Below are 22,675 nucleotides of genomic sequence, written 5' to 3' on the forward strand. Positions count from 1 at the left end.
TCATCAGGCCGGCGGTTGCGAACGCGCTGTCAGGATGACCGCAAACAACAGGCTCAGAAACGCACCGATCGCCACCGTCGTGCCGATGGCGCTGAGTACCGGCGTGACTGCGAATCCGAGCACGCCGAAACCGACCACCGTCGAAAGATTGCAGAACAACACCGAAGTGGCGGTGCGCTGCGGATCCGCTCCGCCCGGATTGCCACGCTCGAAGAACAGCGTGTAGTTCGAACCGACGCCGACGACCAGCAGCAACGCCACCAGATGGAAAATGTTCAGGCGCGCGCCGGTTGCAAGCAAAATGCCCGCGGTAACCAGCACCGCCGCGGCCAGGGGCGCAAGCACGTCCCAGCTACGCCGGACTGAACGCAGCGTCACCATCAGCAGCACCCCGATCGCCACCACGCCGAGAACGGCAAAGGCAAGCGCCCGCATCCGGTAACCGTGATACAACCCGTCGAGATCGCGCTTCATATCGAGCAACACCACTTGCGAGCGATCATGCTTCGCCAGTCCTGCTTCCAACGATTGCAAGTTGGATACATTGCGCAGCGGCATCATGGCGAACCAGCCGCCCTGGCGTTGCGCGAGCAAAGCCTGCAGCTTCAGGCCGAGGCCGGTTCCCGCCAGATCCTGCACGGTCAGGGGCGCCCGGCGTTTCGCCTCCTGCGCATCTTCGATGAACGGGGCGAAAGTCCCGGCGCGGAACGGCAGACCTTCTGCGGCCGCGGCCAGGTTGCGCGTCAACGTAGCCGCATCGGGAATAGCCCGTTGCCGTGCACGCTGCGCGCCGATGCTGGGAAGATAGAATGCCGGCGAATCGAATCCCGCGAGAACCCCTTCGGCCTGGAGCGCAGCGAGCGTGGCGCCAACCTGCTCCGCACTTTCCAGTACCGCCTGCTCCGAATCACCTCTCACCACGACCAGCGGTCCGACATCCGGCGCACCCAGATCCGCGCGCATCTGCTGATCGAGTCGTTGTATCGGCAACGGCACCGGACTCAGGCTCGACAATTCGTCGTCCCAGACCGTCGATCCCTTGATTGCGAGCCATGCAACCGCTGCGATCACCAGCACCAGCAACGGAACACGCAGACGATGCGCGCGCGTCAGTACGCGCATCAAGGACGGACCCAGCCCGGCCGCGGTCTTGACGTGGTAGCCCTCCGGCACCAGCTCGGGCAGCACCCAGCGCGTCACCGATACCGCAACGACGAGTCCGGCGATCGAAAACAAACCGAGCTGGGAAAGCCCCGGGAATCCGGAAAACAGCATCGCGCCGAATCCGCACACCGAAGTCAGCATGCCCAGCCGCAGCGTCGGCCAGATGCGTTGCAAGGTCGTCTTCGGCGTGCTGCCCGGCGCGGTATTGGTGAACAGATAGATCGCGTAGTCCACCGCCTCGCCGATCAGCGTAGCGCCGAATCCTAGCGTCACGCCTTGCACGGACCAGAATGCGAGGCTCACCGCGGCGATACCGGCCAGCGCGCCGCTCGCCACCGGCACCAGCGTCAACGCCAGCACGCGCAGGGAACGATAGACGAACAACAGGATCGCGCTTACCAGCAGCGTCCCGAGTATGGAAAAGCGCATCGCATCGCGCTGGATGCCAGCGCGGCTTTCCACTGCAAAGACGCCCGGTCCGGTGACGACCAGCTGCGCGCGCTGCGCATGCTGTTCCGGCACCGCTTCCTGAAAGGCGGCACGAATCTGCGCCAATGCCTGTTCCTGCGCATCGATGTCGAAGCCGGCGGCACGCGTCTGCGCAATCAGCAGCGCACGGGTGCCGTCGGCGGAAAACCAGATGCCGTTTCGTTTATCCGGCCCGCCCTGGCCCTGCAACCGGTCGATCAGTTGCAGCATCTCGCCGGTCGGGTCGCGCGGCAGCAGATTGCCGACCAGCATGCTGGCCGGCGAACTCAGCAGGTCGAGTTGCTGCTCCAGCCCGCGCCGGATGCCGGCCGCGGTAAAGCGCTCCGCCGTGACCGCCGGGCTGAGTACATAACGATTGCGCAACAGGAATTCGCCGTCGGCGCGCAACCCGTCCTGCGCACCGTTGGCGACGTAGACAAACCGCTCGTTCTTTTCCAGCCGCGCCGCCAGCGACCGGCTGAGCGCCGCGAGCTTGTCCTGCTCGCGGCCTCCGATGCCGACCAGGATCAGGCGCGACACCACACCTTCGCGCAGTTCATCGACCAGGAAGCGCTGCGTCGGCGACGGCGAACTGGGCAGGAAAGCGGCAAGATCGGCGCCGTACTGCGATCTCGCAACGATGATCGCGCAGGCAAGTACGAATCCCAGCCAGATGCCGACGCGCGCGCGCGCCGGCGATTTCACGGAACGTCCCCGTAGATTTTCATGACCGAACGGTCGCCGTGCGCTTCCTGGACTTCGATGGTGTCGATGCGCGCCTGGCTGCCGTCGATGCGGATCAGGCTGATGACCTCGCTCATCCTGCGGTCGCGCGGCGCGAGATAAAGCTGCCACTTCGCCGGCACGCCTTCGAGTTCGACGCGATAGAAACGTTCCAGCGCCTTGATGTCGCCACCGAGCGTGGCGCGGATGCTTTCGACGAAGCCCCACAGCACCGGATAGTCCTGCAGCTTCAGCACGCGGCGCTCGTTGCGCGCCGGGTTCTCCAGAGTCAGTTTGTCGTCCGCCACGGTGAGGGTTTCCGGCTTGGGCTTGAGTGTGCGTTTTTCCAGGCGCCCGGGCCGGGTATAGGTCAGCGTGCCGGAGAGTTCCAGCGGTGCCTTCAGGACTTTCAGATATTTGCGTTCGACGAAGCGCGCCTGCGACTGCTTTACCTCGGACAACTGCAGCATAAGGCTCTCGACGCCCCATTGCGCCGCAGGTTCAGCAGACCACGCCGGACAGGCTGAAACCGCGTTCAGCGCCAGGAAAAGTGCCGCAAGGCTACGATCGAGCCCGCGTATTTGCATCCGCCCAGAAATCATAGAAGTTGAACCAGTTGTAAGGCGCCAGCCGGCAGTAATGCTCGAGGCGCTGCGCATAGCGCGCCACCCACTCGCGTATCATCGCGTCGCGCCTGCTGCGATCGAGTTTCGGCATCTCCACCAGGCGCTCGAAGTGCAGATCGTAGCGATTGCCGCCGCGATAAAGGGCCACCATCAGAACCACCGGCCGTCCGATCAGGGCGGCAATGCGAAACGGCGCGGTCGGCAGCGCCGCCGTCTCGCCGAGGAACGGCACGCTCACCGCGCCGGAATCATAGAGCCTGCGGTCGCCGAGCATGCCGACCCAATCGCCACGCTCAAGCCTCTCCTGCACCTTGATCATCGAATCGAGCGAACCCAGGCCGATCACCGACCTGTCCAGGTCCGGATTGATCGCCCTGGCGAGCGCATTCATGTTCCGGCTGCCATGCTCGAACATCAACATGGTGACGTTCATGTTGTGCTCTTCGCCGAAAACATGGAGCGCCTCGAAGCTACCGAAATGGGCGCCGAGTAGAAAGCAGGGTTCGCCGCGCGCCCAGGCCTCCTCGAGTATGTTTTTGCCATGCACGCGCACCTCGAATTGCGCGAAGCGATTGCGCAGCAGAAACATGCGGTCGAGGGCTACGGTCGCAAAACTGTAGTAATGACGGAAAAGATCCGCAAGACGCGGCGGGCGATCGAGCGCCTTGTGGAGATATTGCCGGGACGCCGTCCGCCCCTTGATCGAGAACAGCAGGAAATAAAGGCAGACCGGATAGAGCAAAAGCCGGCCGGCCGGCCGGCCGAGGCCCAGCGCCAGCCAGACCAGAAACCGAAGCGCGGGGTCGTTGGAGCGTTCGCGCTGTTCCAGCCAGGCTTGTGTCAAGCGGTGTCCTCCCGCTTGGCCCTGGCCGACCATACTTGCACGTACCGGAGCAATGCCTCGCGCGGCAGCTTGCCGGTGGCGTTGCGCGGAAGCGCATCGACGAAGTACAGCGGCCGCGGCAGAAACACGGCGTCGACCCGGGCGCGCAACGCGCCAATCAGAGCATCCCGCGTAAGATCGGGCGCCACCACGAAAGCCGTCAGCCGGGTAACACCGTCGCCGCTCTCATCCGGCATGAAGAACACGCCGTCACGGACGCCTTCGATGCTGTTCAGCTGATGATTGAGGTAACCGAGCGAAGTGCGCTTGCCGGCGATGTTCACCAGGTCGGCATTGCGCCCGTGCAAAATAAAAACGTCATTGCCATCGGGCTCGATCACATCGGTGAACGGGACCTCGTTTTCGACATGCCCGCCCACGACCCTCACAACGTCGCCTTCGCGACGCAATCGCACATCACGCAGGCAATGCCATGACGGGCCTTGTACGGTACGGCGGGTAGCCACCATGCCCGCCTCGGTGAAACCGTAAACCTCGTGCAGCGGCGCCCGATAGCGGGCTTCCGCCTGCGCGGCCATTTCCGGCGACAGCGGCGCGGTGGCGCAAACGATCAGCCGCAGTTGCGGCAACTGGATGTCTTCGTTCAGCAGCGCCCGCAAATGCACGGGAGTCGTAACCAATACGCGATCGCCGGGGATCAAGGCCAGTGCCGCGGCCACGTCCGCCGGATAGAAAGGCCGGCTCGCATGCAGCGCGAGCCCGCCGCGCAACGCCATCAGTACCGTGGACTCGAGGCCGTACATATGCTGCGCCGGCACCGTACCGACCAGCGTCGCCCGGGGCCCGAGATGCAAATCGAAGCGCATGGCTTCAGCGGTTGCGCCACGCGCAAGTGCACCCCAGGTTTTGCGATGCGCAGTGGGCAATCCGGTGGAGCCGGACGTAAAAGCGATTGCCGCGATCTGCTCTTCGGCAAACGCCGGCACTGAGAACGGCCGTATCGAAGAACGCCGTGTGGATTCTTCCGCGGCCCGCGGATACATCACCTGTTCGATCGCGCCGAGTTCCTGTGGTGCATCGCTCAAGGCATACAGATCGCCGTAGTCTCGTTGCAATTGCCGCAGCATTTCCGGCGTCTGGTTCGGCGGCAGCAGGTTCACCTGCCCTCGCACCAGAGCCGCGATCAATCCGACAGCGAACCGGTAACGATCGACACAAAAATTGACCAGATAGGAGCGCGCGGGCAATTGTTCCGCGACCCGCTTCACGTCGGCGAGGAAGCACGCCGCGGTCACCGGCTGGGCGCCGCTGAATGCAACCGCATCGTCCCCTTCGGTATGGCTGATGGCCGCGACAACCGCCATGCGATCAGCGGCCGGCCGCAGGCCGGTTGAAATCGAAATTGCGGAAGGCGCGAAACACGGTGGCTATCGAGGCATGGGAAAAATTCGGAAAACGCCAGAGCCGCCATGCGTATTCGCCGAGATACATCGCCACCACCAGCGGCAGATTGAGCAGGTTGTTGAACACCGACCAGATGGACAGCGGTTCAAACAAGAACAGCAGCATCGAAGTCAGTGCCATGCCTGCAAAGAAACCGCACCACGCCCATGTCACCCGGCGCGTATAGCCGGCGATCTCCGGGGGGAGTTCGCCGTGAACATGGGTTGCAAGCCGGGTGACCAGCGGCTGCCGCCCCGGACTCAAGGTACGTCCGAACAGCCACAGCAGCAATGCGTAGACGGTGAGATACGGGACAGGATAGAACAGCGCCGGATTCGCGCCGACTGCACGCCACAGCAGAAAGCCGATGACACCGAACACGGCGAATGCCGCCAGCAGCAGGCGGCCGCGCCGGTTTCGGCCGAGGACGCAGCCCAGCACCACCAGCAGTGGCGCGACCATCAGTCCTTCGCCGAGGAAGCCGTCGGGGTTGTCGACAATTGTGCGATAGACCAGCACCTGATAGGCGATCACTCCCGCGACCAGGAGCGCAACCTTGTACCAACGGGTCTGGAGCGGACGACTAACGGGTTCGATTTTGCTGGACATGCTCATTCAGGTTGCGCAGCGAGCTGAAGGTCTTGACGTTATCGCTGTCATCGGAGCGCAACTGAAAGCCGTACTTCTTGGATACCGCAAGTGCGATCTCAAGGATATCGATCGAGTCCAGGCCGAGGCCCTCGCGATAGAGCGGCGCTGCCGGCTCGATTTCGTTCGCCTGAATTTCCAGATTAAGCGCCGCCACGATCAGCTCCGCAAGCTCCCGTTCCTGCGCGGTCATGGTTTCGACTGTGTCCATTGCTTCGATTTGGTCCTGTGTTGAAGACCGGAGTTTCCGGCTCGCTGGATTATAACCTCTCCCTCCCGTCCGGCAGCCCCGATGAGCGGGCTAAATGCCAGTTGACGTCCACGTCTTGCGCCACGTAACCTCGGCAGCCGGAACGCCGGGTCGGAATCGAACAGGAAATTGTCGGGTGCAACCGCTTTTTTTCAATCGCTACGCCATTGCCAGCAGCGCCGGGATCGGGCTCGACTCGACGGCGCAGGCGTTGTGTCAGATGCGTTCGGGACTTGCCGCCTGTGCGTTCGAGACGGCCAGGCTCGACACCTTCGTCGGCCAGATGTCCGATGCCGTGCTGGCGCCGGTGCGCGCCGATCTGGCCGAATTCGACTGCCGCAACAACCGGATCGCGCAGTTGTGCCTGCGGCAGGACGGATTTGACCATGCGGTGATGGCGGCACGGGAGAAATACGGTGCCGCCCGCATCGGCGTATTCGTCGGCACCAGCACGTCGGGAATACTCGAGACGGAACTTGCCTACCGCAGGCGCGACGCCAGCGGTGCGCTACCCGCTGACTTTCGCTATGCCACGACCCACAACACCTACTCGGTTGCCTGGTTCGTCCAGTCCTACTTCGGCCTGACCGGACCATCGATGGCGATTTCCACCGCGTGCTCGTCGAGCGCCAAGGCGTTCGGAAACGCGGCGCGCATGATCGCGGCCGGCCTGTGCGATGCGGCTGTGGTCGGCGGCATCGACAGTCTCTGTCTCACTACGCTGTATGGATTTGGCTCGCTCGGTCTGCTCTCCTCGCTCGGGTGCCGTCCCTTCGACACCGATCGCGATGGCATTTCCATCGGCGAGGGAGGAGGCATGGTATTGCTGGAGAAGACGGCAGACGGCGGGACCGCAGATACGATCGCGCTGCTCGGTGTCGGCGAAAGCAGCGACGCTTACCACATGTCCACTCCGCATCCCGAAGGACTGGGTGCGCGCATGGCCATGGAGCAGGCCTTGCTGACTGCGGGAATTCAGCCCGCTGCGGTCGACTACATCAATTTGCACGGCACCGGAACCCGCAGCAACGATGCCACCGAGGACAAGGCGGTCTGTGCCGTATTCGGCAACGCGACGCCATGCAGTTCGACCAAGGGCTGGACCGGCCACACGCTGGGTGCGTGCGGCGCGATCGAAGCCATCATTTGCGCGCTGGCGATCGAATGGGGCTTCATGCCGGGCAGCGTGAACACGCGCAAGGTCGACCCAACCCTGGGGCTTCAATACCTGGTCGACAATCGCAATCAGCCGGTCGAAATCGCGATGAGCAACGCGTTCGGGTTCGGCGGTACCAACTGCAGTCTGTTGCTCGGGCGGGTGAAATCGTGAAACTGTTTGTCGAAGGCGCCGCAATCCTGGCGCCGGGGCTGACGGGCTGGGCCGCCGGTCGCGCGGTTCTTGCAGGCGAAAAAACCTACGAACCCGCACCGCTCGCGCCACCGGTTGCGGATCTGTTGCCGGCCGTAGAGCGCCGGCGTACCGGTTCGACGGTCAAGTTAGCCCTGGCTGTCGGGTACGAGGCCCTTACCTCCGCCGGCAGACCGGTCGATTCCGTGGCAACTGTATTCGTTTCTTCCGGAAACGACGGGGACGTCATAAACGACATCTGCATCACGCTCGCCGGATCGGACAGGCAGGTTTCGCCCACGCGCTTTCACAATTCGGTGCACAACGCGCCGTCCGGTTACTGGGGCATCGCCACGCATTCGCACCATCCCTCGACCAGCCTGTGTGGATTCGACTGGAGCTTTGCCATCGGGCTGCTGGAGGCGGCCGCACAACTGCAAGTCGATCGACTGGAGGTATTGCTGGTCGCGTACGACACCCCCTATCCCGAGCCACTGCGAGGCATTCGTCCCGTAGCGCAGGCATTCGGCGCCGCACTCCTGTTTTCCCGCGATCGCACAAACCGGACGATCGCCGAACTCGAAATCACGATGGATGCACGAGCGAAGGAAATCTCGCGGATGGGCGATGCGGCACTGGAGCGCCTTCGCATCGGCAATCCGTGCGCACGCGCACTGCCGCTGCTAGCGGCGCTGGCGGGTGCGCAGCCACAATCGGTAACCCTGGAGCGCGATGCCGGGCAAACGCTCTCGGTTTCCGTGCGCACGTTCTGATCAACCGCGCCGGAGTCGAAAACAAAACGCCCGCTTGCGCGGGCGTTGTTTCTTCCAAATTCCGGTGTCATCGACCGGCGCGCAGCGCCTCGATGCGTTCGTCGAGCGGCGGGTGCGACATGAACAGCCGCGCAAGCCCTCCGGTCTGTCCGCCGGAGATACCGAAGGCACGCATCTGTGCAGGCAGTTGCGGCGCTTCGTGGGCCTGTTTCAGCCGCTGCAGGGCGGCGATCATCTTTTCGCGCCCGGCAAGCGAGGCACCCCCGGCATCGGCGCGGAACTCGCGCCGGCGGCTGAACCACATCACGATGATGCTGGCAAGGATGCCCAGCACCAGCTCGGCAATGATCGACGTGATCCAGAAAGCCGGGCCGTTGCCGCGCTCGGTCTTGAATACGACCTTGTCGACGAGGTTGCCGATGATGCGCGACAGGAAAATCACGAAGGTGTTCACCACGCCCTGGATCAATGCCAGCGTGACCATGTCGCCGTTGGCAACGTGAGTGATCTCGTGGCCCAGCACTGCCTCGGCTTCGTCGCGAGTCATATTGTTGAGCAACCCGGTACTGACCGCGACCAGTGCGCTGTTCCGGTTCATGCCCGTGGCAAACGCGTTGACGTCCGGGGCATCGTAGATCGCGACGTCGGGCATGCCGATATTGGCCTGTTGCGCCTGCCTGCGCACCGTCTCGACCAGCCAGTGCTCTGCTTCCGTGCGCGGATTGTCGATGACCTTCGCACCGGTCATGAATTTGGCCGACCACTTCGACATCGCCAGCGAAATCAGCGCGCCGCCGAATCCGATGACACCGGCGAACACCAGCAGCGCGCTCAGGTTGAGGCCGCCGCCGGATTGCGCCAGCATGCGATCGACACCGAGGATCCTCATCGTGATGTTGAGGACGAACAGGACCGCCAGGTTGGTGATCAGGAACAGCACAATGCGTTTGAGCACGTATTGCCCTTTCTGAAAAAGTAAACCAATCATTAGAGGACCGCCCGGCACCCAAGTTCCGGCTTGGCATCCGTTGTCTAACCGCTCGCAGCCAAGACCTCGAACTCGGCGCAAAGCGCAAGCCAGCGCTCCTCCGCACCCTGCAGCTTTTTCATGACCTGCGCTTGCTCCAGCAGGCAGCGCTTCAGGTCGTCCTTCCTGGTTTCGCCGTACATATCGGGTGCGGCAATCAGCTTTTCAAGACGCAACCTTTCGGCCCCCAGCGTTTCGATTTCCTTCTCGGCGGACTTTATGCGCGCCTCCAGCGGTTTGCGCTGGGCAAAGCGGCGGTTACGCTCTTCGGCTTCCAGGCGCTTTTGCTCCTTGCGGCTGACTGCCGGCTCTGCGATAACGGTCTGCGCCTGCTCTTTGGCGCGCAACCGTTTCGCATAGTCTTCCAGGTCGCCGTCAAACGGCGCCACCCTGCCTTCGTCGACCAGCCACAACTCGTCGGCAGTCGCCCGCAACAGGCTGCGATCGTGCGATACCAGCACCAGAGCGCCTTCGTAATCCTGCAGTCCGAGGGTCAGCGCATGGCGCATCTCCAGATCCAGGTGATTGGTCGGCTCATCCAGCAGCAGCAGGTTGGGTCGCTGCCAGACGATCAGCGCCAGCGCGAGACGTGACTTCTCGCCGCCGGACATCGGCTCCACCGGCTCGGTCGCCTGATCGCCGTGAAAATTGAAACCGCCGATGAAATCGCGCAGCTCCTGCTCGCGCGTCTTCGGCGACAACCGGGTCAGGTGCCACAGCGCGCTCTCTTCGGGACGTAACTGCTCGAGCTGATGCTGCGCGAAATACCCGATCTGCAACCCCTTGCCCTCGACGCGCTGGCCGGCGAGCGGCGCCAGCACACCGGCCAGCAGCTTCATCATCGTCGATTTGCCGGCGCCGTTGCGGCCGAGCAGGCCTAGTCGCGTGCCCGGGCGCAGCGTCAGCCGGATGTCGCGCAGCACCGCGACGTCGCCATAGCCGGCCTCGACGCCGTCCAGATTCAGCATCGGATCGGATTGCACCGCCGGCTTGCGAAAGGCGAATTCGAACGGCGTATCCACGTGCGCGGCGGCGATTTTCTCCATGCGCGCAAGCGCCTTGATGCGGCTCTGGGCCTGACGCGCCTTGGTGGCCTGGGCCTTGAAGCGATCGACGAAGGATTGCAGGTGCGCGATCTCGCGTTGCTGTTTCAGGTAGGTCGCCTGCTGCTGCGAGAGCTGCGCCGCACGCTGCGTCTCGAACGCGGAATAATTTCCGGCATACAGGCGCAGGCGCTGGCCTTCGATGTGGCAGATGACGTTCGCCACGGTGTCGAGAAACTCCCGATCGTGTGAAATCATCAGCAGCGTGCCCGGATAGCCCGAGAGCCATTGCTCGAGCCAGACGATGGCATCGAGGTCGAGGTGATTGGTCGGTTCGTCAAGCAACAACAGGTCGGAACGGCACATGAGCGCGCACGCGAGATTCAACCGCACCCGCCAGCCGCCGGAAAATTGCTCGACCGGTCTCTCGATTTCGGAATCGTCGAATCCCAGGCCGTGCATGAGTTGCGCCGCGCGGGCGCGTGCAGCGTAGCCACCGACACGGTGCAGGTCCTCGTGCAGCTCGGCAATGCGCGTACCGTTGTGCGCGTGTTCCGCGGCGGCGAGTTCGCGCTCGAGATCGCGCAATTCCGCATCGCCGTCGAGCACGTATTCGATGGCCGGCTGCTCGGTAGAGGGTGTTTCCTGTGCCACGTGGGCGACGACCAGGCCAGGCTGGATCTCGATGTCCCCCGCATCCTGGTGCAGCTCGCCAAGCAGCAACGCGATCAGGCTGGATTTGCCGGTGCCATTGGCACCGGTGACGCCGATCTTCTGACCGCGATTGAAAGTGAGGCTGGCGTCTTCGAACAACACTTTTACGCCGCGGCGCAGTCGCAAGGCGCGCAGAACTATCATGAATTGCGAATCATCGGGAAACGCGGGAAAAAACGAAGGAAGATGGGGTGGCTGATGGGACTCGAACCCACGACAACCGGAATCACAATCCGGGACTCTACCAGCTGAGCTACAGCCACCACTTGAAACCTAATGACCAGAGATTATGGGGGTGCACTGGCGTGCCCGACAGGAATCGAACCTGTAACCCCCAGCTTAGAAGGCTGGTGCTCTATCCGGTTGAGCTACGGGCACGTCTCTGACCGGGCAGACCCTCGCTTTTCTGGTCGGGGTGGAGAGATTCGAACTCCCGACATCCTGCTCCCAAAGCAGGCACGCTACCAGGCTGCGTTACACCCCGGAGGGCCGGAACTATACCTATCAGGGGGTTAAAGGTCAATTTGAAGGGTCCGCCGCCGCGGCAATTCCATTGCGGATAAACATTTCTTGCACCCCCCTGTTATTTCTGATATTAAAGCGCACTTTTCCGGACCAGAACCTGTAAAAAATGGCTTCCGAATTCCATACCAACTTCAAGCCGTACGTGCCGAAAAAGGGCGAGCAATACATGAGCCCGAAGCAGCTCGAGCACTTCAAGAAAATCCTCAACCAGCTCAAAATTGAGTTGTCGCAGGATATCGACCGCACGGTGCATACGATGCAGGACGAGGCGACGGTGTTCGCCGACCCCAACGATCGCGCAAGCCAGGAATCCGACATGGCGCTTGAACTGCGCAACCGGGATCGCGAGCGCAAGCTCATCAAGAAGATCGACGAAACCATCGGCAAAATCGATGCTGGCGAATACGGTTACTGCGAAAGCTGCGGCGTGGAAATCGGCCTGAAGCGGCTGGAAGCCCGCCCGACTGCAACGCTTTGCATAGACTGCAAGACGCTGGATGAACTGCGAGAACGGCAGGTAGCGAAGTAAGTTCTCCCGCCCGACCGCTAGGACGGCTTGCCGCGGATCAAATCATGGCGCGAGAGTGCAGCTCCCGCTGGCATACCACCATCCGGAACAAGTCAACGCCCCGCAGAGCATTGCGTTGTTATGTTATGCCATGGCATTAGGCGCTTGTCATGGTTCGACATGAGGAACTTTGTCTGCCGCATGAGGACAAACAAACGAGGATGCGGACTGCATGGCCGTCCGATGACGATCAACCAGAAAAGATTGAGATGAAAATGTTCGAGAAAATTCAGAATCCCCGCGAGATACGATTGCGCCTCAACCTGAACCAGCAGGAATTCTGGGGACAGATCGGCGTGACCCAGAGCGGCGGTTCTCGCTACGAAAGCGGCCGCAATATGCCCAAACCGGTGCGGGAACTGTTACGACTGGTTCACGTGGATCAGATAGACCTGAAGAAAATCAACCGGGGCGACGTCGCCCTGATTTCCTACTTGAAGTCGGCACAGCCCGCTCTTTATCGCCGCCTCAAGATAGAGGCCAGCACGCGTATCCCGCGCCGCCGCGGCCGTCGCTAGCGGTTACGGCGTCACTTTGACTGCAATCCCCAGCGCACGAATGCGCTGGGCGCAGGCTTCCAGCCATGCCGACGGCAGCGGGGTCAGGCGCGGCGCCTCCGGTTGGAAGGACTGCCTGGCCAGCCCATAAAGCAGCACGCCCTGCAGGGGAATCGGTTCCGCCCCGCATCCGCGCAGGAAATCCAGATAGGCCTCCTGCTCCGCCGCATCGGGCCCCTCGCCATTGATTGCAAACATGCAGGTCTGAATCCAGGTCGGGCAGAGTTGCGCGACCAAGGCGAGATTGGCGCGTACACGCGTCATCCCCATGCGTGCATTGTTGACCCGGCGCAGTCCGGCATCGGTTGCACGATCCAGCTTGAACCAGACCTCGCCATTGAGCGCCGAGAGCTTCTTTATGCCGCTTTGGACTCCCTTACGCTGCATCAGGCTGCCGTTCGTGATCAGCACCGTCTTCACTGCTTCCGGCACACCCGCGTGTCGGCGCACTTCGCCGATCAAATCGACAACCTTTTCGAATTCCTTTGCGCTGGTGGGCTCGCCATTGCCCGACAGAGCAATGTCATTCAGCCGACGCGCTCCCTCCGGTACACGCGTGGCGAAAAAATCGCCCTTCAGGACGTCATGCAGAAATCCGGTCAGCTCCGCTCTCAGCCTGGACAAATCGACCGGCGGAGGCGCTCCGCGGCTCAGCCCCGGGACCTGGCAATAGATGCATCGCCAGTTGCATGCATTGTTGACATTCAGGTTGATGCCGATAGAAACCCCGCCCGCCCGCCGGGAGATCACCGGGTACACGTAGATCAGTCCCGCGTTATCGCGACTGTGATCGAAGATGGTAAGGGGCTGGGTGCGGATATCGGCCACGGCTACGGTACTTGGAAAAGTCATTAATTCCGTACTTAATCAATTAATTGATTCTAATTTCTCGAAAAAATATAACATCCCTTCCAAAGCCACAAGAGCGGGATCGCTGGCAGGCGCGCACAGGCTGAGCAGAAATGACTTTCTGCGCAGATTCAGCGCAAGATTTCCGCTCCCAGTTTCACCCGGACCCGCGCCGGCTGGTTTGCGTAAACCCGGCAATTCCTCACCCGAGCGGACGGCGGACGGAATCGAGCTCATGAAATTCGTTAGGGATAAATAGGCGTTTTCATCTAGGGAACTTGGTATTCGTCATTCAAAATAGGGCTGCTACAAGTCATTGAGCCGTTCAACCAAACAAATATATAGAGGAGTTGCCATGAAACCATCTTCATTGATGTCATTGATAATAACCGGCCTGCTCGGAGTTGGCTCGGTTTCGGCCTACGCCGCAGGGGAGGAAGTCCAGGCCATCAAGGTTGCCACGGAGAGCGCCTCGTCCGGTGACGGCAATACCGTCAAGCTCATGGGCAACGACATGCCGTTGAGCGGTCAGGCACTCAAGGTGGGTGATCCCCTGCCCGCCGCAATGGTCACCGCCGGCAACCTCGCGCCAGTCAATATCGCCGAGGCCAAAGGCAAGGTTCGTATCATCAGTGTCGTTCCTTCACTCGACACGCCAACCTGCGAGGCCCAGACCCACCAGTTGAGCGAAAAGGATCGGAAACTTGCGGAAAAGATCGACATGGTCACGATCAGCATGGACCTTCCCTTCGCGCAACAGCGCTTCGCCAAGGAAGCGAAGATCAAGAACGTCACTTTCTATTCGGACTACAAGTCTGCCGAGTTCGGAAAGAACAATGGCCTGCTGATGGACCCGCTGCGTTTGCTGGCGCGAGCGGTAATCGTCACCGACAAGGACAACATCGTGCGATACATTCAGGTCGTGCCGGAAGTGACCCAGCTTCCCGACATGCCGGCGGCGATGAATTTTGCCAAGACGCTTCTGTAGAGTTTTCCACCAAAGTGCAGAAAAGCCCCGCTTCCTGCGGGGTTTTTCATTTCTGGCGGAAGGGGTGGGATTCGAACCCACGAGAGACTTGCGCCTCTGCCGGTTTTCAAGACCGGTGCATTTAACCGCTCTGCCACCCTTCCGTATGTCCGTACATCACTGTGCCGGTTTTAGCTCCGGATAACCTTTGGCAGCGATGATAGCTCATAGGCAAGGGACGTCACACAAGCCATTGAAACTTTGATTGCAGTTGCGTAGTCTTATGCCGTGTCATTTCCCTTGAGGAGGCTGTAACAATATGCAACCTGAAATCCAGTACGGTTCGCAACCCGGACAACTGTCGGTCGCTCAGAACAAGGTATTGCGAAACACTTACCTGTTGCTGGCGCTGACCATGGTGCCGACCGTCGTCGGCGCATTCGCCGGCATGGCGACCGGCGGAATCATCATGCAGCATCCGATCATGGCTTCGCTGCTGATGATCGGGGCAGTCATCGGACTGCAGTTTGCCATTGCGGCCAACCGTAATAGCGGACTGGGCGTAGTGCTGTTGCTCGGCATGACGTTCATTCTCGGCTGGTGGCTGGGACCGCTTCTCAATTTCGCACTGCAACTCAGGAACGGACCTCAGTTGATCGGCATCTCTGCGATCGGCACGGGCGGCATTCTGCTGGTCATGAGCCTGATCGCAACGACCACGAAAAAAGACTTCAGCTTCATGGGCAAGTTCCTGTTCGTGGGCATGATCGTGCTTCTGCTGGCGATGCTGGCGAACATGTTCTTCCAGATTCCGGCGCTGGCCCTGACGATCTCGGCCCTGGTCGTCGTCGTTTTCTCGCTGTTCCTGCTGCACGATGTCAGCCGCATCGTCACCGGCGGGGAGACCAACTACATCATGGCGGCGACCGGCGTTTACATCAGCCTGTACAACATATTCGTGAACCTGTTGCAGTTGCTCATGGCGTTTACCGGCCAGCGCGACTGATTCGGTAAAACAATGGAAAAGGGCGGCCCCTGAGGTCGCCCTTTTTTCGCCCGGCGATTGCTTCAGCGTTCGAACACTGCGATTGATTCGACGTGTGAGGTATGCGGAAACATGTTGATCACGCCGGCCGCCGTGAGCCGGTATCCGTGTACGTTCACCAGCACCGCCGCGTCCCGTGCAAGCGTCGCCGGATTGCAAGACACGTAGACAATACGCGCCGGCGCCATTTCGCCCAGTGCCTTCACCAGCTCGATCGCGCCATCTCGCGGCGGATCGATGAGTATCCGGTCGAAAGGCGCCAGTTCCTTCCAGTCTTCCGCTGTGATCTTGAACAGATCCAGATCAAGGAAACGACACTGGTCTTCCAGGCCATTGAGGACGGCGTTCCCATACGCCCGCTGCACCAGACGCGAGTTGCCTTCGACACCGAGTACCTGCGCGCCGCGCCGGGCAATCGCCAGCGAGAAATTTCCCAGGCCACAGAAAAAATCGGCGATGCGCTCTCCCGGTTGCGGATCGAGCAGGGTAATCGCCCGCCGCACCAGCACCCGATTGATCTCGTGATTGACCTGGGTAAAATCCGTCGCGTTGAAGGGAAAGGTGAGGTCGAAGTCCGGGATGCGATATTGCAGCGGTATCACTTCCTGCGGAAATAAGGGATAGACCGAATCCGGGCCTTTCGGCTGCAGCAACAGTTGCACACGATGCCGCGCGGCAAACTGCCTGAGTTTCTCGAGGTCGGAATCGTCCGGCGGTTCGATCACGCGAAGAACCAGCACGTCGACTGCGTCGCCGATGGCCAATTCGATCTGTGGCAACCGCTCGCGGATGGATAACGAGGCAATCAACTCGCGCAACGGCATCAACAGCGCAGAAGTGCGCGCCGGTACAACTTCACACGTCTGCATGTCGACGACAAAACTGCTGCGCCGCTCGCGAAAACCAACCAGCGTGCCCTTCTTGGCAACATGGCGGGCCGAGAACCGTGCCCGATAGCGGTACTGCCAGGTTGGGCCATGGATTGGCGAAAGGATGGTCTCGGGCGTCACCTTGCCGATCCGGGCGAGATTGTCCTCCAGCACGCGCTGCTTTGCCGCCACCTGAGCACGCGGCTCGAGGTGCTGCATGCTGCAACCGCCGCATACGCCGAAATAGCGGCAACGGGGCTGTATCCTCGATATGGATGCCCGAATGATCCGTTTCGCTTCCGCGAGTTCATAACTCGGTTTGCGCTGGAAAACGACATACTCGACCGTCTCTCCGGTCAATGCGCCCTCGATGAAAATGACTTTGCCGTCGAGATGCGCGACTCCTCGCCCTTCCTGATCGAGCGATTCGACCCGCACTGCGGGGCTGACGGGTCCCAATTTCACGCTACGACTGCCAGCCGGCGAGAAATTCGCGCCAGTGATCCTCGCCGGTTTTCGACAGCGTGGCACGCACCAGTTCACATTCGCGGCGGTACTGTGCTTCATCGAGCACGCCACGCACCAGCTGGAAGCGTTGGTAGAGCAGATAGGTATTGGCGACGTCGGTTTCGCAGTAATTCCGGATAGCCGCGATGCGTCCCTGCTGGAACGCCTCCCATACTTTGGACCCGTCCATGCCGAGCTTTCCGGGCAGGCCGAGCAGTTGCGCCATTTGGTCGAGCGGTGCATTGCCCCTGCCCTGATACATTGCCAGGACATCCATAAGATCGAGGTGGCGGCTGTGATAGCGGCTGATGTAGTTATTCCATTTGAAATCGCGATCGTCCTCACCCATGTCCCAAAAGCGCGCGGCATGCACGCCGTAGATCAGCGCGCGGTAGTTCAGAACCGGCAAGTCGAATCCGCTGCCGTTCCACGACACGAGCTGCGGGGTGTATTTCTCGACGCCGTCGAAGAAACGCTTTACCAGATCTCGCTCCGGCTCCGCGGCCTCGCCCAGTGACCAGACACGAAAGCTGTCGCGATCGCGCAACGCGCAGGAAATGGCGACGACGCGATGCAGATGCAGCGGCAGGAAATCGCTGCCCGTCGCCTCGCGCCGCCGATCGAAAGCAAGTTGCGCCACTTCGGCATCGCTGATCTGCGCTCCCTGAGCGTTGATTTTCCGCAAACCGGCGACGTCTGGAACGGTTTCGATATCGAATACGAGAATGGGTGTCATGAATACAAGGCCTGGAATCGACATCCGCGATGCCCGACACGGGCAGTCTTTTTCCACAAGATATCAACGCGTGAGAATACCGGAAATGGCGCCGCATCCTCCAACTTTAGTCGCGCTTGTCAGGCATCGCGCAGTGCGAAAACGTCGCGATCATGCGGCGCAACAAGCGATCGGATCGAACGTGGCCATGGGCAGGATGTCCGATGATAGACTTTACAAAAAACAAGCGACACGATGAGGAGAATTGCTTGTGAGATCGCTCGTCAGCCTGAGCCCGGCAGCACAACCTGCCCTGGTACATCCGGAATTCGTCAAGAGCGCCCGGCTGCTTGAATGGATCTCGGAAATCGCCGGGCTCACCCAACCGGCGAGCATCCACTGGTGCGACGGATCGCAGGCCGAATACGAGGATCTGTGCTCCTGCCTGGTCGCGGGCGGTACCTTCCGCAGGCTCAATCCCGCAATACGCCCCGGCAGCTATCTCGCTTTCTCCGATCCTTCGGACGTGGCCAGGGTGGAGGATCGCACGTTCATCTGCAGCGCCCACAAGCAGGATGCCGGCCCCACCAACAATTGGCTCGATCCCCAGGAAATGAAGCGCACGCTGTTGCCGCTATTCGACGGCAGCATGCGCGGTCGCACGATGTATGTCGTGCCGTTTTCCATGGGGCCGATCGGGTCCCCTCTTGCGCAGGCCGGAGTGCAGATAACAGACTCCGCTTATGTCGTGGTCAGCATGCGCATCATGACGCGCATGGGTCGCCAGGTTCTCGATGTGCTCGGCCAGGACGGGAGTTTCGTTCCCTGCCTGCATTCCGTCGGCATGCCACTGATGCCCGGACAGAATGATGTGCCGTGGCCGTGCAACAAGGACCACAAGTACATCGTGCATTTTCCAGAGGAAAATTCCATCTGGTCTTTCGGCAGCGGCTATGGTGGCAATGCCTTGCTGGGCAAGAAATGTCTTGCGCTGCGCATCGCATCGAGCATGGGCCGCCGCCAGGGCTGGCTCGCCGAGCACATGCTGATCCTGGGGGTCGAGTCTCCGCAAGGTGAAAAGAGCTACGTTGCCGCGGCTTTTCCCAGCGCGTGCGGCAAAACCAATTTCGCGATGATGATTCCGCCACCCGCGTTCACAGGCTGGAAGATTACAACGATCGGCGATGACATCGCCTGGATCAAGCCCGATGCAGAGGGCCGGCTGCGCGCAATCAATCCGGAATACGGCTTCTTCGGCGTTGCCCCCGGCACTTCGGAGAAATCCAATCCGAACGCGATGGCGACGTTGCGCGCCAACTGCATTTTCACCAATGTTGCCCTCACCCCGGACGGCGACGTCTGGTGGGAAGGCCTGACGGACCAGCCGCCCGCACAACTCACCGACTGGCAGGGCCGTTCATGGACGCCGGATTGCGGCCGTCCGGCCGCGCATCCGAATGCGCGCTTCACCGTTCCCGCGGCGCAATGCCCTTGCATCGATCCTGACTGGGAAAATTCGAAAGGGGTGCCCATTTCGGCGTTCGTTTTCGGCGGCCGGCGCAGCACGACCGTGCCACTGGTGATCCAGAGCTTCAACTGGGCCGACGGCATCTACATGGCCGCCACGCTGGGTTCCGAAACTACGGCCGCCGCAACTGCGAAGGTTGGCGAAGTGCGCCGCGATCCGATGGCAATGTTGCCGTTTTGCGGTTATCACATCGGCGATTACTTCGACCACTGGCTGACGATGGGACGCAGGATCAAGGTCCCGCCGCGGATCTTCTGCGTCAACTGGTTCCGCAAGGACGCGAACGGAAAGTTCCTGTGGCCCGGTTACGGCGAGAACATGCGCGTGCTGAAATGGATCGTGGATCGCTGCCAGGAAAGCGCGGGCGCGATGGAAAGCCCGCTCGGCTGGATGCCGCGACATGACGATCTGGAGTGGAACGGGCTCGGCCTCACGCCGGACCGCTTTGCGGAATTGATGACGCTCGACCGAGAGGCCTGGTTGCGCGAACTCGCCTTGCATCAGGAGCTCTTCGCGAAACTCGACAATCACTTGCCGGAAGAATTTCTACTGAAGCACGAGTCCCTGCTCGACAGCCTGCGACGGACTCCCGGGCGCTGGACGACACACTGACTGCGCCGGCGCATCCGGCAACTATTCGGTGGGGAATACTCCGGTGGAAAGGTAACGGTCGCCGCGATCACAGACGATCGTGACGATGGTGGCGTTTTCGACTTCTGCGGATATCTGCAAGGCCGCCCACAGCGCTCCGCCTGAGGAGATGCCGGCGAAGATGCCCTCTTCGCGGGCCAGCCGCCGTGTCATGTCCTCAGCATCCTTTTGCGCAATCTCCACCACCCGATCCACGCGCTTGCGATCGAAGATCCGCGGCAGATAAGCTTCGGGCCATTTGCGTATGCCCGGAATCTGAGAGCCTTCGGTAGGCTGGCAGCCCACTATCGCGATCACGGGATTCATTTCCTTGAAATACCGCGCGCATCCCATGATGGTACCGGTGGTCCCCATGCTGCTGACAAAATGCGTGATCCGCCCCTGGGTATCGCGCCAGATCTCCGGTGCCGTTCCCTCGTAATGCGATAGCGGATTGTCGGGATTGGAGAACTGGTCGAGGATCAGACCTTCGCCGCTTGCCTGCATCTGCTCGGCAACGTCGCGTGCTTTTTCCATTCCGCCGTCTTTCGGCGTCAGCACGAATTTCGCACCGAATGCCGCCATGCTCTGACGGCGCTCGATCGAAAGGTGCTCCGGCATGACCAGTATCATGCGGTAGCCACGCAGCGCAGCGACCATTGCCAGGGCAATGCCGGTATTGCCGCTCGTCGCTTCTATCAGCGTATCGCCGGGCTTGATCTGCCCGCGTTCCTCCGCCCTGCGGATCATCGAAAGCGCGGGTCTGTCCTTCACCGATCCGGCGGGGTTGTTGCCTTCGAGCTTCGCGAGGATGACGTTGCTGGTCTCGCGTGGAATACGCTTCAGGCGCACCAACGGCGTATTGCCGACGAAGTCATCGAGGGTTTGGGTGTTACCGAGATTGCGATCCATGCCGGAGAATAATACTCGCCCGTGCGCGGATGGAAAAGAAAGGGCGTGCTAGCGGTTCGCCAGCAGCCATCCGACATAACGCCCGACGCCGGCCTGCACGTCGGAGAACGGCGCGGAATACTTCGCGCCATGCAGCTCATCGAGATCGGCCTCCGTGAAGCTCTGATATCTGTCCTTGAGGCCGGGAGGGAACGGTCCGTATTCGATCAATCCCTGTGCCTTCAGCTCCGAAAGCGTCAAAGCATCCTTTCCTTCCGCCGCCCGCAAGGCATTGATCGTCGCGACCGCCACTTCGTTGAAGGTCTGCGAAGCGCCGGTACCGCAGTTGAAAATTCCGGACTTTGCGGGATTGTCGAGGAAGTAGAGATTGACCCTCACCACGTCGTCTACCGAGATGAAATCGCGGCGCTGCTCGCCAGCGGCGTAGCCGCCGCTACCTTCGAACAGTTTTACCTTTCCGGTTTCTCGAAACTGATCGAAACAATGCAGGGCAACCGACGCCATCCTCCCCTTGTGCGCTTCGCGCGGCCCATAGACGTTGAAATAACGTAGTCCGACCACCTGTGCGCTGTTATCCTCCCAGCGCCTGCGTACTATCTGATCGAACAGGAATTTAGAGTAACCGTAGACGTTGAGCGGCTTCTGATTTTCAGATCTCTCCCTGAATACCGGTCCGGCACCGTACACCGACGCGGAAGAAGCGTAGATCAGCGGCACCGATTCCGATTGGCAATACGCCAGCAGGTCCGACGAATAACGGAAATTATTATCCATCATGTAGCGGCCATCGGTCTGCATGGTGTCCGAGCAGGCGCCCTGATGCAGGATGGCGGCGATCTCCCCATCGAACGAGCCCGCGTCCAGTGCCGTGCGGAAGTGTTCCTTGTCGAGATAGTCTGCAATTTCGCAGTCCGCCAGATTGCGGAATTTTTCACCGCGGCTCAGGTTGTCGACCGCAAGGATGTTGGTCTCGCCGCGTGCATTCAGCGCCCTGACCAGATTGGATCCGATAAACCCGGCAGCGCCGGTGACGACGATTTGCATATTGGACTCAGGAAAAGAGTTCTTCTGGATGAACCACCGCTGTGCCGAGCTTACCGACGACAATCCCTGCCGCCTTGTTTGCGAGCCGAAGCGCCTCGGCAAAGGTGGCGCCGGCTGCCAGCATGACGCCCAGGATGGCGATCACCGTGTCCCCGGCACCGCTGACATCGTATACCTCCCGGGCCACCGCCGGAACGTGCAGGCGCTCGCCCTGACGGTACAAGGTCATGCCCTCCTCGCTGCGGGTAACCAGCAGCGCATCCACGCCGAGTTCAGCGCGCAGCTTCTGCGCGCGCTCGGTCAAGTCTTCCTCGCTCTTCCAGCGCCCGGCTACTTCACGAAATTCGGATCGATTCGGCGTGATCAGCGTGGCACCTTTGTAGCGTGCATAGTCGTCGCCCTTCGGGTCGACCAGAACGGGCTTGCCGGCGGCGCGGGTCAATTCGATCATGCGTTCGATGTGCTTGAGTCCGCCCTTGCCATAGTCAGACAAAATCACCAAATCGGCATCTTTCAATCTGGCCTCGAAGTCGGCGAGCTTGGACATCAGTACTTCGTGAGCAGGCTCGGTTTCGAAGTCGATGCGCAGCAATTGTTGCTGCCGGCCGATGACACGCAGCTTGATCGTAGTGGCCAGTGCCGGATCGCGATGCAACTGCGCGTCGATGCCTTCGGCCTTCAGCAGCTCCTGAATGCAAGCGGCCGCTTCGTCCTCGCCGACGACGGATAACAGGCTGACCCCGGCTCCTATTGCGGTGATGTTGCGCGCCACATTGGCGGCGCCACCAAGGCGCTCTTCGGTTCGCCCCACTCTTACCACCGGCACCGGAGCCTCGGGTGAAATGCGGCTGACGTCGCCGAACCAATAGCGGTCGAGCATGACATCGC

At 61.1% G+C, this 22,675-nt stretch carries 21 protein-coding genes and 4 tRNA genes; 7 read left to right on the forward strand and 18 right to left on the reverse strand.

Annotated elements, in window-relative coordinates; translation table 11 throughout:
• Positions 1 to 3: 3 nt before the first annotated feature.
• The 5 genes from HY067_00590 to HY067_00610 all read right to left on the reverse strand — a co-directional run bounded on the left by HY067_00590 (position 4) and on the right by HY067_00610 (position 6,127).
• Positions 4 to 2,844 (reverse strand): MMPL family transporter, encoded by a 2,841-nt coding sequence (locus HY067_00590; protein ID MBI3526451.1) that lies wholly within the window; start codon positions 2,842 to 2,844, stop codon positions 4 to 6.
• A gap of 72 nt (positions 2,845 to 2,916) precedes the next feature.
• Positions 2,917 to 3,858: a hypothetical protein gene (locus HY067_00595; protein ID MBI3526452.1), complete on the reverse strand. Its 942-nt coding sequence runs from the start codon at positions 3,856 to 3,858 to the stop codon at positions 2,917 to 2,919.
• Positions 3,822 to 5,189, reverse strand: a complete 1,368-nt coding sequence (locus tag HY067_00600) for an acyl-CoA synthetase (GenBank protein MBI3526453.1) — start codon at positions 5,187 to 5,189, stop codon at positions 3,822 to 3,824. The genes HY067_00595 and HY067_00600 overlap by 37 nt, the downstream gene beginning before the upstream one ends.
• Before the next feature lie 4 nt (positions 5,190 to 5,193).
• Entirely contained in the window at positions 5,194 to 5,877 is a 684-nt protein-coding gene (locus tag HY067_00605) for a hypothetical protein (GenBank protein ID MBI3526454.1), read from the reverse strand.
• Complete coding sequence (locus tag HY067_00610) at positions 5,852 to 6,127, reverse strand: acyl carrier protein (protein ID MBI3526455.1); 276 nt, start codon at positions 6,125 to 6,127, stop codon at positions 5,852 to 5,854. Before HY067_00610 ends, HY067_00605 begins: the two co-directional genes overlap by 26 nt.
• 94 nt (positions 6,128 to 6,221) lie before the next feature.
• Between HY067_00610 and HY067_00615 the strand changes: the two genes are divergently transcribed.
• Both HY067_00615 and HY067_00620 read left to right on the forward strand, forming a co-directional pair.
• Positions 6,222 to 7,496: a beta-ketoacyl-[acyl-carrier-protein] synthase family protein gene (locus HY067_00615; GenBank protein MBI3526456.1), complete on the forward strand. Its 1,275-nt coding sequence runs from the start codon at positions 6,222 to 6,224 to the stop codon at positions 7,494 to 7,496.
• The gene (locus tag HY067_00620) at positions 7,490 to 8,287 is read left to right on the forward strand and encodes a beta-ketoacyl synthase chain length factor (GenBank protein ID MBI3526457.1); all 798 of its coding nucleotides are present in this window, start codon (positions 7,490 to 7,492) and stop codon (positions 8,285 to 8,287) included. The genes HY067_00615 and HY067_00620 overlap by 7 nt, the downstream gene beginning before the upstream one ends.
• A gap of 67 nt (positions 8,288 to 8,354) precedes the next feature.
• Here the strand turns inward: HY067_00620 and htpX are convergent, their stop codons facing one another.
• The 5 genes from htpX to HY067_00645 form a co-directional block, all read right to left on the reverse strand.
• Positions 8,355 to 9,275: a protease HtpX gene (gene htpX / locus HY067_00625; GenBank protein ID MBI3526458.1), complete on the reverse strand. Its 921-nt coding sequence runs from the start codon at positions 9,273 to 9,275 to the stop codon at positions 8,355 to 8,357.
• Between the two features lie 44 nt (positions 9,276 to 9,319).
• On the reverse strand, positions 9,320 to 11,215 hold the full coding sequence (locus tag HY067_00630; protein MBI3526459.1) for an ATP-binding cassette domain-containing protein: 1,896 nt from the start codon (positions 11,213 to 11,215) through the stop codon (positions 9,320 to 9,322).
• A gap of 43 nt (positions 11,216 to 11,258) precedes the next feature.
• Positions 11,259 to 11,334 (reverse strand) — tRNA-His (locus HY067_00635).
• A 38-nt stretch (positions 11,335 to 11,372) separates the two neighbouring features.
• Positions 11,373 to 11,449 (reverse strand) — tRNA-Arg (locus HY067_00640).
• 29 nt (positions 11,450 to 11,478) lie between these two features.
• Positions 11,479 to 11,555: transfer RNA gene (locus HY067_00645), tRNA-Pro, on the reverse strand.
• 147 nt (positions 11,556 to 11,702) lie between these two features.
• Between HY067_00645 and dksA the strand changes: the two genes are divergently transcribed.
• Both dksA and HY067_00655 read left to right on the forward strand, forming a co-directional pair.
• Positions 11,703 to 12,125 (forward strand): RNA polymerase-binding protein DksA, encoded by a 423-nt coding sequence (gene dksA / locus HY067_00650; protein ID MBI3526460.1) that lies wholly within the window; start codon positions 11,703 to 11,705, stop codon positions 12,123 to 12,125.
• 248 nt (positions 12,126 to 12,373) lie between these two features.
• On the forward strand, positions 12,374 to 12,682 hold the full coding sequence (locus tag HY067_00655) for a helix-turn-helix transcriptional regulator (protein ID MBI3526461.1): 309 nt from the start codon (positions 12,374 to 12,376) through the stop codon (positions 12,680 to 12,682).
• Between the two features lie 3 nt (positions 12,683 to 12,685).
• Here HY067_00655 and HY067_00660 read toward each other — a convergent pair whose 3' ends face one another.
• Positions 12,686 to 13,573, reverse strand: a complete 888-nt coding sequence (locus HY067_00660; protein ID MBI3526462.1) for a radical SAM protein — start codon at positions 13,571 to 13,573, stop codon at positions 12,686 to 12,688.
• A 15-nt stretch (positions 13,574 to 13,588) separates the two neighbouring features.
• The gene (locus tag HY067_00665) at positions 13,589 to 13,807 is read right to left on the reverse strand and encodes a hypothetical protein (GenBank protein MBI3526463.1); all 219 of its coding nucleotides are present in this window, start codon (positions 13,805 to 13,807) and stop codon (positions 13,589 to 13,591) included.
• A gap of 118 nt (positions 13,808 to 13,925) precedes the next feature.
• On the opposite strand from HY067_00665, the gene tpx reads away from it, so the two are divergent.
• The gene (gene tpx, locus HY067_00670) at positions 13,926 to 14,558 is read left to right on the forward strand and encodes a thiol peroxidase (GenBank protein ID MBI3526464.1); all 633 of its coding nucleotides are present in this window, start codon (positions 13,926 to 13,928) and stop codon (positions 14,556 to 14,558) included.
• A 53-nt stretch (positions 14,559 to 14,611) separates the two neighbouring features.
• On the opposite strand, the gene HY067_00675 is transcribed toward tpx, so the two are convergent.
• Positions 14,612 to 14,701 (reverse strand) — tRNA-Ser (locus tag HY067_00675).
• Between the two features lie 155 nt (positions 14,702 to 14,856).
• Between HY067_00675 and HY067_00680 the strand changes: the two genes are divergently transcribed.
• Positions 14,857 to 15,543, forward strand: a complete 687-nt coding sequence (locus tag HY067_00680) for a Bax inhibitor-1/YccA family protein (protein ID MBI3526465.1) — start codon at positions 14,857 to 14,859, stop codon at positions 15,541 to 15,543.
• Between the two features lie 62 nt (positions 15,544 to 15,605).
• Here the strand turns inward: HY067_00680 and rlmD are convergent, their stop codons facing one another.
• Together rlmD and HY067_00690 are read right to left on the reverse strand one after the other, a co-directional pair.
• Positions 15,606 to 17,018, reverse strand: a complete 1,413-nt coding sequence (gene rlmD, locus HY067_00685; GenBank protein MBI3526466.1) for a 23S rRNA (uracil(1939)-C(5))-methyltransferase RlmD — start codon at positions 17,016 to 17,018, stop codon at positions 15,606 to 15,608.
• Positions 16,918 to 17,694: a 3'-5' exonuclease gene (locus HY067_00690; GenBank protein MBI3526467.1), complete on the reverse strand. Its 777-nt coding sequence runs from the start codon at positions 17,692 to 17,694 to the stop codon at positions 16,918 to 16,920. Before HY067_00690 ends, rlmD begins: the two co-directional genes overlap by 101 nt.
• 292 nt (positions 17,695 to 17,986) lie before the next feature.
• Here HY067_00690 and HY067_00695 point away from each other — a divergent pair, with 292 nt between their 5' ends.
• Positions 17,987 to 19,813 (forward strand): phosphoenolpyruvate carboxykinase (GTP), encoded by a 1,827-nt coding sequence (locus tag HY067_00695; GenBank protein MBI3526468.1) that lies wholly within the window; start codon positions 17,987 to 17,989, stop codon positions 19,811 to 19,813.
• A gap of 21 nt (positions 19,814 to 19,834) precedes the next feature.
• On the opposite strand, the gene cysM is transcribed toward HY067_00695, so the two are convergent.
• The 3 genes from cysM to rfaE1 are packed head-to-tail and all read right to left on the reverse strand — an operon-like array spanning position 19,835 to position 22,667.
• Positions 19,835 to 20,743: a cysteine synthase CysM gene (gene cysM, locus HY067_00700; protein MBI3526469.1), complete on the reverse strand. Its 909-nt coding sequence runs from the start codon at positions 20,741 to 20,743 to the stop codon at positions 19,835 to 19,837.
• Positions 20,744 to 20,791: 48 nt separating this feature from the next.
• Positions 20,792 to 21,787, reverse strand: coding sequence for an ADP-glyceromanno-heptose 6-epimerase (gene rfaD, locus HY067_00705; GenBank protein ID MBI3526470.1), 996 nt, complete (start codon positions 21,785 to 21,787; stop codon positions 20,792 to 20,794).
• 7 nt (positions 21,788 to 21,794) lie between these two features.
• A complete protein-coding gene (gene rfaE1 / locus HY067_00710) occupies positions 21,795 to 22,667 on the reverse strand; it encodes a D-glycero-beta-D-manno-heptose-7-phosphate kinase (protein ID MBI3526471.1) in 873 nt (290 codons plus the stop codon).
• Between the last annotated feature and the right edge of the window lie 8 nt (positions 22,668 to 22,675).

It is taken from the genome of Betaproteobacteria bacterium (assembly GCA_016194905.1).
Classification (GTDB): Bacteria; Pseudomonadota; Gammaproteobacteria; order Burkholderiales; family JACQAP01; genus JACQAP01.